This window comes from Azotobacter tropicalis, from assembly GCF_059739045.1.
The window spans coordinates 2,549,593-2,563,713 of sequence record NZ_AP046059.1; the positions used below are offsets into that span (position 1 = coordinate 2,549,593).

Genomic DNA, 14,121 nt, shown 5'->3' on the forward strand with positions numbered 1-14,121 from the left:
GAGCGGCGGGCAGGCATCAGCCGACCAGCACCGCGTTCAGGGTTTTCAGCAGGGTGCTCTCCTCCACCGGCTTGGTCAGGTAGTCGCGGGCGCCCTGACGCTTGCCCCAGACCCGATCGGTCTCCTGGTCCTTGGTGGTGACGATGATCACCGGAATATGGCTGGTCTCGTCGTCCTTGGTCAGTTGGCGGGTCGCCTGGAAGCCGTTCAGGCCCGGCATGACGATATCCATCAGCACGGCGTCCGGCTTTTCCTGGCGGGCCAGGGCCACACCGTCGGCACCGTTTTCCGCTTTGAGCACGCTGTGCCCGTGTTTCTCGAGCATGGCGGCCAGCTTGTACATCTCGGTCGGCGAGTCATCGACAATCAGAATTCGAGCCATGGATTTCCTCATACGGAATAAGGCGGCGCGGCCTGCGGCCGGCACTCAGGATGCTTGCTCTACCGGGACGAAATCGGGCACGTGGGCCCTGATCGCGCCCAGCAGCTCTTCTTTGCTGAAGGGCTTGGTCAAATATTGGTCGGAGCCGACAATGCGTCCCTTGGCCTTGTCGAACAGGCCGTCCTTGGAGGACAGCATGATCACCGGCGTGGACTTGAATGCGCTGTTGTTCTTGATCAAGGCACAGGTCTGATAGCCGTCCAGGCGCGGCATCATGATATCGACGAAGATGATCCGCGGATGGCCATCGGCGATCTTGGCCAGGGCATCGAAGCCGTCCACGGCGGTGATGACCTCGCACCCCACTTTCTTCAGCAGGGTTTCCGCAGTGCGACGAATCGTCTTGGAATCGTCGATCACCATGACCTTCAAACCGTCGGAATGCTGTTCCATATTCGCCTTACCAGGCTCCGCCGAGCCGTTGACCATGCGTTCTCCCAGGCCATCTGGGACTTGCCGGCGAAGGACCACCCCATCGCCGGGACGTTTTAGCACACTCGCTCCGCATCCAAACGTGCACTCGCTCAAGGTTTTCTTGACCGAGCGCCGGCCCGACGCCAATCTGGGCCCTCTTTTTTGCATCCCGGCCGGAATCCCGGCCGCCTTTCCCCGGAGGACACCCCATGAGCATTCGCCTCGGGATCGTCATGGACCCCATCGCGCAGATCGCCTTCAAGAAGGACAGCTCGCTGGCCATGCTGCAGAGCGCACAGGCGCGCGGCTGGTCGCTGCACTACATGGAGCCGCAGGATCTCTACCAGCGCGGCAGCGAGGCCCGCGCGCGGATGCGCCCCCTCAAGGTGTTCGACGATCCGGCGCACTGGTTCGAGCTGCAGGAGGAGAACGACGCGCCGCTGGCCGATCTGGACGTGATCCTGATGCGCAAGGATCCGCCCTTCAACAGCGAATACGTGTACGCCACCTACCTGCTCGAACTCGCCGAAAAGGCCGGCTGCCTGGTGGTCAACCGCCCGCAGAGCCTGCGCGACTGCAACGAGAAGTTCTTCGCCACCCAGTTCCCGCAGTTCACTCCGCCGACCCTGGTGAGCCGTCGCGCCGACATTCTGCGCGAGTTCGCCGCCGAGCACGGTGATGTCATTCTCAAACCTCTGGACGAGATGGGCGGGGCTTCGGTGTTCCGCCATCGCCAGGGCGACCCCAACCTGTCGGTGATGCTGGAAGTGCTGACCGAGCACGGTACCCGGCAAATCATGGCGCAGCGTTACCTGCCGGCGATCAAGGACGGCGACAAGCGCATTCTGATGATCGATGGCGAGCCCGCTCCCTACTGCCTGGCGCGCATTCCGGCCCCCGGCGAGACCCGCGGCAACCTTGCCGCCGGAGGCCGCGGCATGGCCCAGCCGCTGACCGAGCGCGACCGCGAAATCGCCGCCCACGTGGGTCCCGAGTTGCGCCGGCGCGGCCTGCTGTTCGTCGGACTCGACGTGATTGGCGAGCATCTGACCGAAATCAACGTCACCAGCCCGACCTGTATCCGCGAGATCGACAACGCCTATGGCACGCGCATCGGTGAGCGCCTGATGGACGTGATCGAGCAAAGGCTGGCGGCCAGGAGCTGAGCCGTCGGGGCGACGAAGCTGCCGCCTGGTTCATAGACTTTTCGCCGCCCCCTCGGCAGACTGCGCGGCAATCCGTAGCAAGCCGAAGAGCCATGACCGCCGCCTCCCCTCCGCCCGTACCCGCCCGCCACGGCGTCCGTCCCGCGGATCGCCTGGGCCTGACCCTGGTCCTCGCCGCGCTGCTGCACCTGGCCCTGATCCTCGGCCTCGGCTTCGAGCTGCCGAAGCCCGCCGAGGTCAGCAAGACCCTGGAAATCACCCTGTCCACCTTCAAGAGCGAGGAAAAGCCCAAAGAGGCGGACTTCCTCGCCCAGGACAACCAGCAGGGCAGCGGCACCCTGGAGCACCAGGCCAAGCCCAAGACCAGCGAAACCGCCCCCTTCCAGGACACCGAGATCAATCAGGTCACCCCGCCGCCCGCCGCGCCGCCCGCCGCGCCCAAACAGGAGCCGAAGGCGACGGTGACGACACGCAAGCCGCAGCCGGAAAAGGCCCCGACCAAGCACGAGCCGGCCAAGCCGGCGCCGCCCGCACCGACGACGCCGACCTTCGACAGCGCCCAGCTGTCCAGCGAGATCGCCAGCCTGGAGGCCGAGCTGGCCGACGAAGTCCAGCGCTACGCCAAGCGCCCGCGGATCCACCGCCTCAACGCAGCCTCGACCATGCGCGACAAGGGCGCCTGGTACAAGGACGAATGGCGGCGCAAGGTCGAACGGATCGGCAACCTCAATTATCCGGAGGATGCCCGCCGCCAGCAGCTCTACGGCAGCCTGCGCCTGCTGGTGTCGATCAACCGCGACGGCACCCTTTACGAAGTGCTGGTCCTGGAGTCCTCCGGCGAACCCGTTCTGGACCAGGCAGCGCTGCGCATCGTCCGCCTCGCCGCGCCCTATGCGCCGTTCACCGGCGATCTGGCCGATATCGACCGGCTGGAAATCATCCGCACCTGGCGCTTCGAGCGTGGCGATCGGCTGTCGAGCAACTGACGGCCGACGCCGGCATGGGCACGCCGGCTCGCCACGCCACCCTGTGCCACTCTTGAAGCCTGCGCTCCGAAGTTCGACACTAGGCCGATGAAGACGAACACAGCCCCCCAGTACCTGAAGAACCATTTCCTGATCGCCATGCCGCACATGGCCGATCCCAACTTCGCCCAGGCGCTCGTCTATCTGGTCGAGCACAACGAGCAGGGCGCCATGGGCCTGGTGGTCAACCGCCCGAGCGAGCTTGACCTCGGCCAGGTGCTCGACCAGTTGCGTCCGGACAGTCCGCCGATCGAAGCGCGCCGCGGCCTGCCGATCTACACCGGCGGCCCGGTGCAGACCGACCGCGGCTTCGTCCTGCACGAACCCGGCTACAGCTTCCAGGCCACCCTGGCCCTGGACGGACTGGCGCTGTCCACCTCCCAGGACACGCTGCTGGCCATCGCCGACGGCAGCGGCCCGGCGCGCAGCCTGATCGCCCTCGGCTACGCCGGCTGGGATGCCGGTCAACTGGAAGACGAACTGCTGCAGAACACCTGGCTGACCTGTCCGGCCGATCCCGCCATCCTCTTCGACACCCCGGCGGAACAGCGCCTGCCGGCCGCCGCCGCCCGCCTGGGCATCAACCTCGCCCTGCTGACCTCCCAGGCCGGCCACGCATGAGCGGGCTGCGCCTTGTGCTCGGCTTCGACTACGGTACCCGGCAGATCGGCATCGCCGTCGGCCAGGCGGTCACCGGCCAGGCCCGCGAACTCTGCGTGCTCAAGGCGCAGGATGGCGTGCCCGACTGGAGCCAGCTCGAAAAGCTGCTCAAGGAATGGCAGCCGGACGCCCTGGTCGTCGGCCTGCCGCTGAACATGGACGGCACGCCGAGCGAGATGAGCGCGCGCGCGGAGCGCTTCGCACGACGCCTGCACGGCCGCTTCAACCTGCCGGTACACACCCACGACGAGCGCCTGACCACCTTCGAGGCCAAGGGACACCGCTTGGCCCAAGGCCAGCGCGACGGCTATCGCCAGCGCCCGGTGGACGCCCTGGCGGCCGCCCTGTTGCTGGAAGGCTGGCTGGCGGAACGCCCGGCCGACTGAAATCGCAGCGCTGCGAGCCGCGGCGCGCCCAAGGAGACCGTCCATGACCCTGCCCGACCCCGCCACGCTGCTGCCCCGGATGGCTGCCGAGCTTACCTGCCACCTGCAGACCCACCGCATCGACGCGCCACGCTTCGTCGGCATCCACACCGGCGGCGTCTGGGTCGCCCAGGCGCTGCTGTCGGCCCTCGGCCGCGCGGAGCCGCTGGGCGTACTCGATGTGTCCTTCTACCGCGACGACTTCACGCAGAGCGGCCTGCATCCGCAGGTACGCCCCTCCGCGCTGCCCTTCGAGATCGAAGGGCAGCACCTGGTCCTGGTCGACGACGTGCTGATGACCGGCCGCACCGTGCGCGCCGCCCTCAACGAGCTGTTCGACTACGGGCGCCCGGCGAGCGTGACCCTGGTCTGCCTGCTCGATCTCGACGCCCGCGAGCTGCCGATCCGTCCGGACGTGGTCGGCCAGACCCTGTCGCTCGCCCCCGACGAACGGGTAAAATTGCTCGGCCCCGCACCGCTCGCCCTCGAGCGCCAGGTTCTTGCCTCCCTTTAAGAGTTCCCCGCGATGACGCCGAACGACGCCAAGCGCCCGCTGCAGCTCAACGATCAGGGCCAGCTGCGCCATTTCCTCTCGCTCGATGGCCTGTCCCGCGAGCTGCTGACCGAGATCCTCGACACCGCCGACTCCTTCCTCGAGGTCGGTGCCCGCGCCGTGAAGAAGGTCCCGCTGCTGCGCGGCAAGACCGTTTGCAACGTGTTCTTCGAGAACTCCACGCGCACCCGCACCACCTTCGAGATGGCCGCTCAGCGCCTGTCCGCCGACGTGATCACGCTCAACGTGTCGACCTCCTCGACCAGCAAGGGCGAGACCCTGTTCGACACCCTGCGCAACCTCGAGGCGATGGCCGCCGACATGTTCGTCGTCCGCCATGCCGACTCCGGCGCCGCGCACTTCATCGCCGAACACGTCTGTCCCGACGTGGCGGTGATCAACGGCGGCGATGGCCGGCATGCCCACCCGACCCAGGGCATGCTCGACATGCTGACCATCCGCCGCCACAAGGGCGGTTTCGAGAATCTCTCGGTGGCCATCGTCGGCGATATCCTGCATTCGCGGGTGGCGCGCTCCGACATGCTCGCCCTGCGCACCCTCGGCTGCCCGGACATCCGCGTGATCGGCCCGAAGACCCTGCTGCCGACGGGCCTCGAACAGTACGGCGTACGGATCTTCCACGACCTGGCCGAAGGCCTCAGGGACGTCGACGTGGTGATCATGCTGCGCCTGCAGCGCGAGCGCATGCAGGGTGGCCTGCTGCCCAGCCAGGGCGAGTTCTACCGCCTTTACGGCCTCTCCACCGCGCGCCTGGCGCTGGCCAGACCGGACGCCATCGTCATGCACCCGGGGCCGATCAACCGCGGCGTGGAGATCGAGTCGGCAGTGGCCGACGGCGCCCAGTCGGTGATCCTCAACCAGGTCACCTACGGCATCGCCGTGCGCATGGCGGTGCTGTCCATGGCCATGAGCGGACAGACCGCTCAGCGCCAGCTCACTTCCGAATCCACCTCCGAGGAGCAGATCTGATGCGTACCCGTATCCTCGGCGCCCGCGTCATCGACCCGGCCAGCGGCCTGGACCAGGTCGCCGACCTCTACCTGGCCGACGGCCGGATCGCCGCCGTCGGCCAGGCGCCCGCCGGCTTCGAGGCCGAGCAGACCCTCGACGCCCACGGCCTGGTCGCCGCGCCCGGCCTGGTCGACCTGTCGGCCGCCCTGCGCGAGCCCGGCTACAGCCGCAAGGGCAGCATCGCCAGCGAAACCCGCGCCGCCGCCGCCGGCGGTGTCACCAGCCTGTGCTGCCCGCCACTGACCAAGCCGGTGCTGGACACCCCGGCGGTGGCCGAGCTGATCCTTGACCGCACTCGCGAGGCCGGCCACACCAAGGTCTTCCCGATCGGCGCGCTGACCCGGGAACTGGCCGGCGAGCAGCTGGCCGAACTGGTCGCCCTGCGCGACACCGGCTGTGTCGCCTTCGGCAACGGCCTGGCCAGCTTCGCCAGTCACCGCAACCTGCGGCGCGCCCTGGAATACGCCGCCACCTTCGACCTGACCCTGGTGTTCCATTCCCAAGACGCGGCCCTCGCCGAGGGTGGCCTGGCCCACGAAGGACCGATGGCCAACTTCCTGGGCCTGCCGGGTATTCCCGAGACGGCGGAGACCGTGGCCTTGGCCCGCGACCTGCTGCTGGTCGAGCAGGCCGGCGTGCGCGCCCACTTCACCCAGCTCTCCAGCGCCCGCGGCGCGCAGATGATCGCCGAAGCCCAGGCCCGCGGCCTGCCGGTGACCGCCGACGTAGCGCTGTACCAGCTGATTCTCACCGATGAGGCGCTGGCCGACTTCTCCAGCCTTTACCACGTGCAGCCACCGCTGCGCTCGCGTGCCGACCGTGACGGTCTGCGCGAGGCGGTCAGGAACGGCACCATCCAGGCGATCGCCAGTCACCACCAGCCCCACGAGCCGGATGCCAAGCTGGCTCCGTTCGGCGCCACCGAGCCCGGCATCAGCAGCGTCGAGCTGCTGCTGCCGCTGGCCCTGAGCCTGGTCCAGGAGGGCGTGCTCGACCTGCCGACCCTGCTCGCCCGCCTCACCAGCGGCCCGGCCCAGGCCCTGCGCCTGCCGGCGGGCCGCCTGGCCACCGGCGCCCCGGCCGATCTGGTGTTGTTCGATCCCGAGGCGGCCACCCTGGCTGGCGAGCGCTGGCTGTCCAAGGGGCGCAACTGCCCCTTCATCGGCCATGTCCTGCCCGGCGCGGTGCGCTACACCCTGCTCGACGGGCGGATCAGCTACCAGGCCTGATGACTGCCTGTACCGTGTCCGCACGACGACGAGGGCCGCCAACCGGCGGGCCTCGTCGCTCCGGAAATCAATAGCTCCGCTGGGCGTTGCGCAGGGAAACCTGCTCGTTCAGCGTCCAGAAGTCGTAGAGCACACCGATCAGGAACAAGCCGCCGGTCAGCAGGTAGACAAGGCCGGTGAACCACTTGCCCAGGTACATGCGGTGCACGCCGAAAACGCCGAGGAAGGTCAGCAGCAGCCAGGCGACGTTGTAATCGGTGAAGCCGGCACGGAAGCGCAGGTCGGCCTCGCGGTCCATCGACGGGATCAGAAACAGGTCGATCAGCCAGCCGATACCGAGCAGGCCGAGGGTGAAGAACCAGATCGTCCCGCTCACCGGACGGCCGTAGTAGAAGCGGTGCGCGCCGAGAAAGCCGAAGATCCACAGCAGGTAGCCGACGAGCTTGCTGTGGGTGTCCTGAACCTGCATGACGAGTCTCCCGAAAAGAAGCTCAGGATGGGCGAAAGCGGTCGCGACGACAAGGGCTCTGCCCCTTCCGTCGGCCGCCGCTCTTCAGCGCATGCGCCGACCGGGCTCGTCCTCGCTGGCCTGCAGGCTGAGCCCTTCGGCCACGCTCTCCAGGTGCCGGCTGTCGGTCTCCGACTCCAGCTTGATCATCAGGCGCAGGTCGTTGGCCGAGTCGGCATGGCGCAGAGCTTCCTCGTAGGTGATCTCGCCCTGGCTGTAGAGCTGATACAGCGCTTGGTCGAAGGTCTGCATGCCCTGTTCGGTGGAGCGCTTCATCACCGCCTTGAGCTCGTGGACCTCGCCCTTGCGGATCAGGTCGGCGATCAGCGGGGTGTTGATCAGCACCTCGATCACCGCCCGGCGCCCCTTGCCGTCCGGGGTCGGGATCAGCTGCTGGGCGACGACGGCACGCAGGTTCAGCGACAGGTCCATCCACACCTGATGATGACGGTCGGCGGGGAAGAAGTTGATGATCCGATCGAGGGCCTGGTTGGCGTTGTTGGCATGCAGGGTGGCCAGGCACAGGTGGCCGGTCTCGGCGAAGGCCACCGCGTAGTCCATGGTCTCGCGGGTACGGATCTCGCCGACCATGATCACGTCCGGCGCCTGGCGCAGGGTGTTCTTCAGCGCCACCTCGAAGGAGTCGGTGTCGATGCCCACCTCGCGTTGGGTGACGATACAACCCTGATGCTGGTGGATGAACTCGATCGGGTCCTCGATGGAGATGATGTGGCCGCTGCTGTTCTGGTTGCGGTAGCCGATCATCGCCGCCAGCGAGGTGGACTTGCCGGTGCCGGTGGCGCCGACGAACAGCACCAGGCCGCGCTTGGTCATCGACAGTTCGCGCAGCACGTCGGGCAGCTTGAGCTCGTCGAAGGTCGGGATGCGCGTCTCGATGCGCCGCAGCACCATGCCCGCCAGGTTGCGCTGGTAGAAGGCGCTGACCCGGAAGCGACCGATGCCGCGGGCGCTGATGGCGAAGTTGCACTCGTGGCTGGCGGCGAACTCGCGGCGCTGCTGCTCGTTCATCACCGCGAACACGGTTTCCCGCGCCTGTTCCGGCGACAGCGGATTGCGGGTCACCGGCACCAGGCGCCCGTTGAGCTTCATCGACGGCGGCATGCCCGCGGTGATGAACAGATCGGAAGCGCCCTTTTCCATCATCAGGCGCAGCAGTTTTTCGAATTCCATGGTCGTGATCGCCTGTCGCGCCTCGGCAAGAGACGGCGCCTGGTCTAGAAGTTGTCGGGAATCTTCGCCTTCTCGCGGGCGCTCTCGCGGGTGATGGTGCCCCTGGACAACAGGCTCTTCAGGCACATGTCCAGGGTCTGCATGCCGATCGAGCCGCCGGTCTGGATCGCCGAGTACATCTGCGCCACCTTGTCCTCGCGGATCAGGTTGCGGATCGCCGGGGTGCCGATCATGATCTCGTGGGCCGCCACCCGGCCGCCGCCAACCTTCTTCAGCAGGGTCTGGGAGATCACCGCCTGCAGCGACTCGGAAAGCATCGAGCGGACCATCGACTTCTCCTCCGCGGGGAACACGTCGACCACCCGGTCGATGGTCTTGGCCGCCGAGGTGGTGTGCAGGGTGCCGAATACCAGGTGGCCGGTTTCCGCGGCGGTCAGCGCCAGGCGGATGGTTTCCAGGTCGCGCATCTCGCCTACCAGGATGACGTCCGGGTCCTCGCGCAGCGCCGAGCGCAGCGCCTCGGCGAAGCCCAGGGTGTCGCGGTGCACCTCGCGCTGGTTGATCAGGCACTTCTTCGATTCGTGGACGAATTCGATCGGGTCCTCGATGGTGAGGATATGGTGGTGCTTGTTGGTGTTCAGGTAGTCGAGCATGGCCGCCAGGGTGGTCGACTTGCCCGAGCCGGTGGGGCCGGTGACCAGCACCAGGCCGCGCGGCACCTCGGTGATCTTCTTGAACACCTCGCCCATCCCCAGGTCGTCCATGCTCAGCACGCGCGACGGAATGGTCCGGAACACCGCACCGGCACCGCGGTTCTGGTTGAAGGCGTTGACCCGGAAGCGCGCCACGCCGGGGACCTCGAAGGAAAAGTCGGTTTCGAGAAACTCCTCGTAATCCTTGCGCTGCTTGTCGTTCATGATGTCGTAGATCAGCGCGTGCACCTGCTTGTGATCCATCGGCGGCAGGTTGATGCGGCGCACGTCGCCGTCGACGCGGATCATCGGCGGCAGACCGGCGGAGAGGTGCAGGTCCGACGCGCCCTGCTTGGCGCTGAAGGCGAGCAGCTCGGTAATGTCCATGGGGATCCCCAATCACAAACAAGCGGGTAGAATGCCGCGACAACCGGCGGCCCGGGCAGGAAACGGCACAAATGTCCACGATCCCAGAGAGTGTTGCAAAGGTTCGCGCGCGTATCCGTGAGGCGGCGCAAGCTTCCGGGCGCGATCCGCGGGACGTGCAGCTGCTGGCCGTGAGCAAGACCAAGCCGGCGAGCGCCCTGCGCGAGGCCTTCGCCTGCGGCCAGCGCGACTTCGGCGAGAACTACCTGCAGGAGGCCCTGGCCAAGCAGGCTGAGCTGGCCGACCTGGACCTGGCCTGGCATTTCATCGGCCCGATCCAGTCCAACAAGACCCGCGCCATCGCCGAGCACTTCGCCTGGGTCCACTCGGTGGACCGCCTGAAGATCGCCCAGCGCCTGTCCGAACAGCGGCCGGCGCAGCTGCCGCCCCTGAACCTCTGCCTGCAGGTCAACGTCAGCGGCGAGGCGAGCAAGTCCGGCTGCGCCCCCGAGGAGCTGGCGGCACTCGCCGGCGCCGTGGCGGAGCTGCCCAACCTGCGCCTGCGCGGCCTGATGGCGATTCCCGAGCCGACCGACGACCCCGCCGCCCAGCACGCGGCCTTCGCCCGCCTGCGCGAGCTGAAGGACGACCTCAACCTCGATCTCGACACCCTTTCCATGGGCATGAGCCACGACCTGGAGGCCGCCATCGCCGAAGGCGCCACCTGGGTGCGCATCGGCACCGCCCTGTTCGGCGCCCGCGACTACGGGCAGCCTCCCCGCTAGATAAAGGAAAGTCCCCCATGAGTGACACCCGCATCGCCTTCATCGGCGCCGGCAACATGGCCGCCAGCCTGATCGGCGGGCTGCGCGCCCAGGGCGTGCCGGCCGCCGCGATCCGCGCCAGCGACCCGGGCGCCGAGCAGCGCGCGCGCATCGCCGCCGAGCACGGCATCGAGCTGTTCGCCGACAACGCCGAGGCCGCGGCCGGCGCCGACGTGGTGGTGCTGGCGGTCAAGCCGCAGGTGATGAAGACGGTCTGCCAGGCGCTCGCCGCCCACCTGCGCCCGGAACAGCTGATCGTCTCCATCGCCGCCGGCATCACCTGCGCCAGCCTCGAAGCCTGGCTGGGCGAGCGTCCCGTGGTGCGCTGCATGCCGAACACTCCGGCGCTGCTGCGCCAAGGCGTCAGCGGCCTGTTCGCCAATGTCCGGGTGTCGGCGGCCCAACGCCAGCAGGCCGAACAGTTGCTCGGTGCGGTCGGCCTGGCCCTGTGGCTCGACGAGGAGCGCCTGATCGATGCCGTCACCGCGGTATCCGGCAGCGGCCCGGCCTATTTCTTCCTGCTCATGGAGGCCATGACCAGCGCCGGCGAACGGCTCGGCCTGCCGCGCGACACTGCCGTGCAGCTGACCCTGCAGACCGCCCTGGGCGCTGCGCGCATGGCCACCGAGAGCGGCGTCGACGCCGCCGAACTGCGCCGCCGGGTGACCTCGCCGAACGGCACCACCGAAGCGGCGATCAACACCTTCCAGGCCGGCGGTTTCGAAGCCCTGGTGCAGCAGGCGCTGGACGCCGCCGCCCGACGCTCCGCCGAATTGGCCGAACAGCTGGGACGATAAGGAGCCATCCAATGAACGGAATGAACACTGCCATCATCTATATTGTGCAGAGCCTCGGCAGTCTGTACCTGCTGGTCGTCCTGCTGCGCTTCATCCTCCAGTTGGTGCGCGCCGACTTCTACAACCCCCTCAGCCAGTTCGTCGTCAAGGCCACCCAGCCGCTACTCAAGCCGCTGCGGCGGATCATTCCCGGCTTCGGCGGAGTGGACCTGGCCTCCCTGGTGCTGGCCATCCTGGTCCAGCTGGCGCTAATGATCGGCGTCCTGCTGCTGATGGGCTACGGCGTCGGCGGCTATCTGCTGCCGCTGCTGCTCTGGTCGGCGATCGGCGTCACCTCGCTGTTCCTCAAGGTGTTCTTCTTCGCCCTGATCGTCAGCGTGATCCTCTCTTGGGTCGCCCCCGGCAGCTACAATCCCGCCGCGCAGCTGGTCAACCAGATCTGCGAGCCCCTGCTGGCGCCCTTCCGGCGCCTGCTGCCGAACCTCGGCGGGCTGGACATCTCGCCGATCTTCGCCTTCCTCGCGCTGAACCTGATCGACATGCTGGTGATCAACAATCTCGCCGCCATGACCGGCATGCCGCGGGCACTCAGCCCCTTCCTCTGATGAGCTGGTACCGCTGGGACGGCGAGGACCTGATCCTCGCCTGCCACCTGCAGCCCAAGGCGAGCAAGGACGAATTCGCCGGGCTGCATGGCGACCGTCTGAAGATCCGTCTCACTGCCCCGCCGGTGGAGGGTAAGGCCAATGCCCATCTACTCGCCTTCCTTGCCGCGGCCTTCGGCGTGTCGAAAAGCCAGGTGAGCCTGGAAAGCGGCGAGCTGAACCGCCAGAAGCGGGTACGCATCCACCAGCCCCGCCAGCTTCCCGGACTGCCCGGCCTTACCCCGCGGCCGGGCGCCTGAGCCACGGTCGATGCGGCGTTGCGGCCGCTGGCGGAGGCCTGGCATTGCCGGCAGGCGGCACCTGCCCGGGCGGCTTTCGGGCGGCAACGCAAGCGTGGAAATAATCGATGACAGGCCCTAGACTGGCGCTCTTTTTTGCAAGAGCAGGGGCCTGCATTGGCTTTTCCCGAAGATTCCGTCGGCCTGGTCCGCCCGCAAATGCTGCACTTCAGCGAACCGCTGATGCTCGCCTGCGGACGCAGTCTGAGCGACTACGAACTGGTCTATGAAACCTACGGCGAACTCAACGCGGCGCGCAGCAATGCGGTGCTGATCTGTCACGCCCTGTCCGGCCATCACCATGCCGCCGGCTACCACAGCCCTGAGGACCGCAAGCCCGGCTGGTGGGACAGCAGCATCGGTCCCGGCAAGCCCATCGACACCCGGCGCTTCTTCGTCGTCGCCCTGAACAACCTCGGCGGCTGCAACGGCTCCACCGGCCCCGGCAGCCTCAACCCGGCGACCGCCCGCCCGTACGGCGCGGACTTCCCGGTGGTGACGGTGGAGGATTGGGTGCACAGCCAGGCGCGCCTGGCCGACGCCCTGGGCATCGAGCAGTGGGCCGCGGTGGTTGGCGGCAGCCTCGGCGGCATGCAGGCCCTGCAGTGGACCATCAGCTATCCCGAACGGGTACGCCATTGCCTGGCCATCGCCACGGCGCCCAAGCTGTCGGCGCAGAACATCGCCTTCAACGAGGTGGCGCGCCAGGCGATCCTCTCCGATCCGGACTTCCACGGCGGGCATTTCCAGGAGCATGGGGTGATCCCCAAGCGCGGGCTGATGCTGGCGCGCATGGTCGGTCACATCACCTACCTGTCGGACGATGCGATGGGCGAGAAATTCGGCCGCGAGCTGAAGACCGACCAGCTCAACTACGACTTCCATAGCGTCGAGTTCCAGGTGGAAAGCTACCTGCGCTACCAAGGCGAAGAGTTCTCCGGGCGCTTCGACGCCAACACCTACCTGCTGATGACCAAGGCGCTGGACTACTTCGACCCCGCCGCCGCCCACGGCGACGATCTGGCGAAAACCCTGGCGGCGGCCCGGGCCGACTTCTGCCTGATGTCCTTCACCACCGACTGGCGCTTCTCGCCGGCCCGCTCGCGGGAAATCGTCGATGCGCTGATCGCCGCCGGCAAGAACGTCAGCTACCTGGAAATCGATGCGCCGCAGGGCCACGACGCCTTCCTGATGCCGATTCCCCGCTACCTGCAAGGGTTCCGCAGTTACATGAACCGAATCGCGGTATGACACGCCCATGAGAGCCGATCTGGACATCATCCAAGAGTGGATTCCCACCGGCAGCCGGGTGCTCGACCTCGGCTGCGGACAGGGCGACCTGCTCGCCTGGCTGCGCGAGCACAAAGAGGTCAGCGGCTACGGCCTGGAGATCGACCCGCAGAACATCGCCGCCTGCCTCGACAAGGGCGTCAACGTGATCGAGCAGGATCTCGACAAGGGTCTCGGCAACCTCGCCAGCGACAGTTTCGACGTAGTGGTGATGACCCAGGCGCTGCAGGCCGTGCACTACCCGGACCGCATTCTCGAAGAGATGCTGCGGGTCGGCCGCACCTGCATCATCACCTTCCCCAACTTCGGTCACTGGCGCTGCCGCTGGTACCTGGCGAGCAAGGGGCGGATGCCGGTTTCCGAGTTCCTGCCCTACACCTGGTACAACACGCCGAACATCCACTTCTGTACCTTCCAGGACTTCGAGGCGCTCTGCCGCGAACGCCAGGTACGGGTGCTGCAGCGCCTGGCCGTGGACCGCGAGCACCGGCATGGCTGGGCCAGCCGCCTGTGGCCTAATCTGTTAGGTGAAATCGGCATCTACCATGTCAGCCGCCGCTGAGC

18 protein-coding genes are annotated in these 14,121 nt (G+C 67.4%); 13 read left to right on the forward strand and 5 right to left on the reverse strand.

Features of this window, described 5'->3' with window-relative positions; translation table 11 throughout:
• Window positions 1–16: 16 nt before the first annotated feature.
• Complete coding sequence (pilH, locus tag Atro_RS12055) at window positions 17–382, reverse strand: twitching motility response regulator PilH (protein ID WP_497922567.1); 366 nt, start codon at window positions 380–382, stop codon at window positions 17–19.
• A 45-nt stretch (window positions 383–427) separates the two neighbouring features.
• Entirely contained in the window at window positions 428–835 is a 408-nt protein-coding gene (gene pilG, locus Atro_RS12060) for a twitching motility response regulator PilG (RefSeq protein ID WP_039808301.1), read from the reverse strand.
• A 230-nt stretch (window positions 836–1,065) separates the two neighbouring features.
• Between pilG and gshB the strand changes: the two genes are divergently transcribed.
• The 7 genes from gshB to Atro_RS12095 all read left to right on the forward strand — a co-directional run bounded on the left by gshB (window position 1,066) and on the right by Atro_RS12095 (window position 6,946).
• On the forward strand, window positions 1,066–2,022 hold the full coding sequence (gshB, locus tag Atro_RS12065; RefSeq protein WP_497922569.1) for a glutathione synthase: 957 nt from the start codon (window positions 1,066–1,068) through the stop codon (window positions 2,020–2,022).
• Window positions 2,023–2,114: 92 nt separating this feature from the next.
• The gene (locus Atro_RS12070; protein ID WP_497922571.1) at window positions 2,115–3,008 is read left to right on the forward strand and encodes an energy transducer TonB; all 894 of its coding nucleotides are present in this window, start codon (window positions 2,115–2,117) and stop codon (window positions 3,006–3,008) included.
• Window positions 3,009–3,095: 87 nt separating this feature from the next.
• A complete protein-coding gene (locus Atro_RS12075; protein WP_497922573.1) occupies window positions 3,096–3,668 on the forward strand; it encodes a YqgE/AlgH family protein in 573 nt (190 codons plus the stop codon).
• Window positions 3,665–4,093: a Holliday junction resolvase RuvX gene (gene ruvX, locus Atro_RS12080; RefSeq protein ID WP_497922575.1), complete on the forward strand. Its 429-nt coding sequence runs from the start codon at window positions 3,665–3,667 to the stop codon at window positions 4,091–4,093. Before Atro_RS12075 ends, ruvX begins: the two co-directional genes overlap by 4 nt.
• A 43-nt stretch (window positions 4,094–4,136) precedes the next feature.
• Entirely contained in the window at window positions 4,137–4,646 is a 510-nt protein-coding gene (gene pyrR, locus Atro_RS12085) for a bifunctional pyr operon transcriptional regulator/uracil phosphoribosyltransferase PyrR (RefSeq protein WP_497922576.1), read from the forward strand.
• A gap of 12 nt (window positions 4,647–4,658) precedes the next feature.
• Window positions 4,659–5,675, forward strand: a complete 1,017-nt coding sequence (locus Atro_RS12090; RefSeq protein ID WP_497922578.1) for an aspartate carbamoyltransferase catalytic subunit — start codon at window positions 4,659–4,661, stop codon at window positions 5,673–5,675.
• Window positions 5,675–6,946, forward strand: a complete 1,272-nt coding sequence (locus Atro_RS12095; RefSeq protein ID WP_497922580.1) for a dihydroorotase — start codon at window positions 5,675–5,677, stop codon at window positions 6,944–6,946. The genes Atro_RS12090 and Atro_RS12095 overlap by 1 nt, the downstream gene beginning before the upstream one ends.
• Before the next feature lie 67 nt (window positions 6,947–7,013).
• On the opposite strand, the gene Atro_RS12100 is transcribed toward Atro_RS12095, so the two are convergent.
• The 3 genes from Atro_RS12100 to Atro_RS12110 all read right to left on the reverse strand — a co-directional run bounded on the left by Atro_RS12100 (window position 7,014) and on the right by Atro_RS12110 (window position 9,724).
• Window positions 7,014–7,415, reverse strand: coding sequence for an NINE protein (locus Atro_RS12100; RefSeq protein ID WP_497922581.1), 402 nt, complete (start codon window positions 7,413–7,415; stop codon window positions 7,014–7,016).
• Between the two features lie 84 nt (window positions 7,416–7,499).
• The gene (locus tag Atro_RS12105; RefSeq protein WP_497922582.1) at window positions 7,500–8,645 is read right to left on the reverse strand and encodes a PilT/PilU family type 4a pilus ATPase; all 1,146 of its coding nucleotides are present in this window, start codon (window positions 8,643–8,645) and stop codon (window positions 7,500–7,502) included.
• A gap of 44 nt (window positions 8,646–8,689) precedes the next feature.
• Complete coding sequence (locus Atro_RS12110; RefSeq protein WP_497922584.1) at window positions 8,690–9,724, reverse strand: type IV pilus twitching motility protein PilT; 1,035 nt, start codon at window positions 9,722–9,724, stop codon at window positions 8,690–8,692.
• Window positions 9,725–9,795: 71 nt separating this feature from the next.
• Here Atro_RS12110 and Atro_RS12115 point away from each other — a divergent pair, with 71 nt between their 5' ends.
• From Atro_RS12115 to metW, 6 genes are all read left to right on the forward strand, one after another.
• The gene (locus Atro_RS12115; RefSeq protein ID WP_497922586.1) at window positions 9,796–10,488 is read left to right on the forward strand and encodes a YggS family pyridoxal phosphate-dependent enzyme; all 693 of its coding nucleotides are present in this window, start codon (window positions 9,796–9,798) and stop codon (window positions 10,486–10,488) included.
• 17 nt (window positions 10,489–10,505) lie between these two features.
• On the forward strand, window positions 10,506–11,324 hold the full coding sequence (proC, locus tag Atro_RS12120; protein ID WP_497922587.1) for a pyrroline-5-carboxylate reductase: 819 nt from the start codon (window positions 10,506–10,508) through the stop codon (window positions 11,322–11,324).
• An 11-nt stretch (window positions 11,325–11,335) separates the two neighbouring features.
• Window positions 11,336–11,929 (forward strand): YggT family protein, encoded by a 594-nt coding sequence (locus Atro_RS12125; RefSeq protein ID WP_497922589.1) that lies wholly within the window; start codon window positions 11,336–11,338, stop codon window positions 11,927–11,929.
• Entirely contained in the window at window positions 11,929–12,228 is a 300-nt protein-coding gene (locus Atro_RS12130; RefSeq protein ID WP_497922591.1) for a DUF167 family protein, read from the forward strand. Before Atro_RS12125 ends, Atro_RS12130 begins: the two co-directional genes overlap by 1 nt.
• A 156-nt stretch (window positions 12,229–12,384) precedes the next feature.
• Window positions 12,385–13,518 carry a homoserine O-succinyltransferase MetX gene (metX, locus tag Atro_RS12135; protein ID WP_497922593.1) on the forward strand — a complete coding sequence of 378 codons (1,134 nt, stop codon included), beginning with the start codon at window positions 12,385–12,387 and terminating at the stop codon, window positions 13,516–13,518.
• A gap of 7 nt (window positions 13,519–13,525) precedes the next feature.
• Window positions 13,526–14,119: a methionine biosynthesis protein MetW gene (gene metW / locus Atro_RS12140; protein WP_497922595.1), complete on the forward strand. Its 594-nt coding sequence runs from the start codon at window positions 13,526–13,528 to the stop codon at window positions 14,117–14,119.
• The last annotated feature ends 2 nt before the right edge of the window (window positions 14,120–14,121 follow it).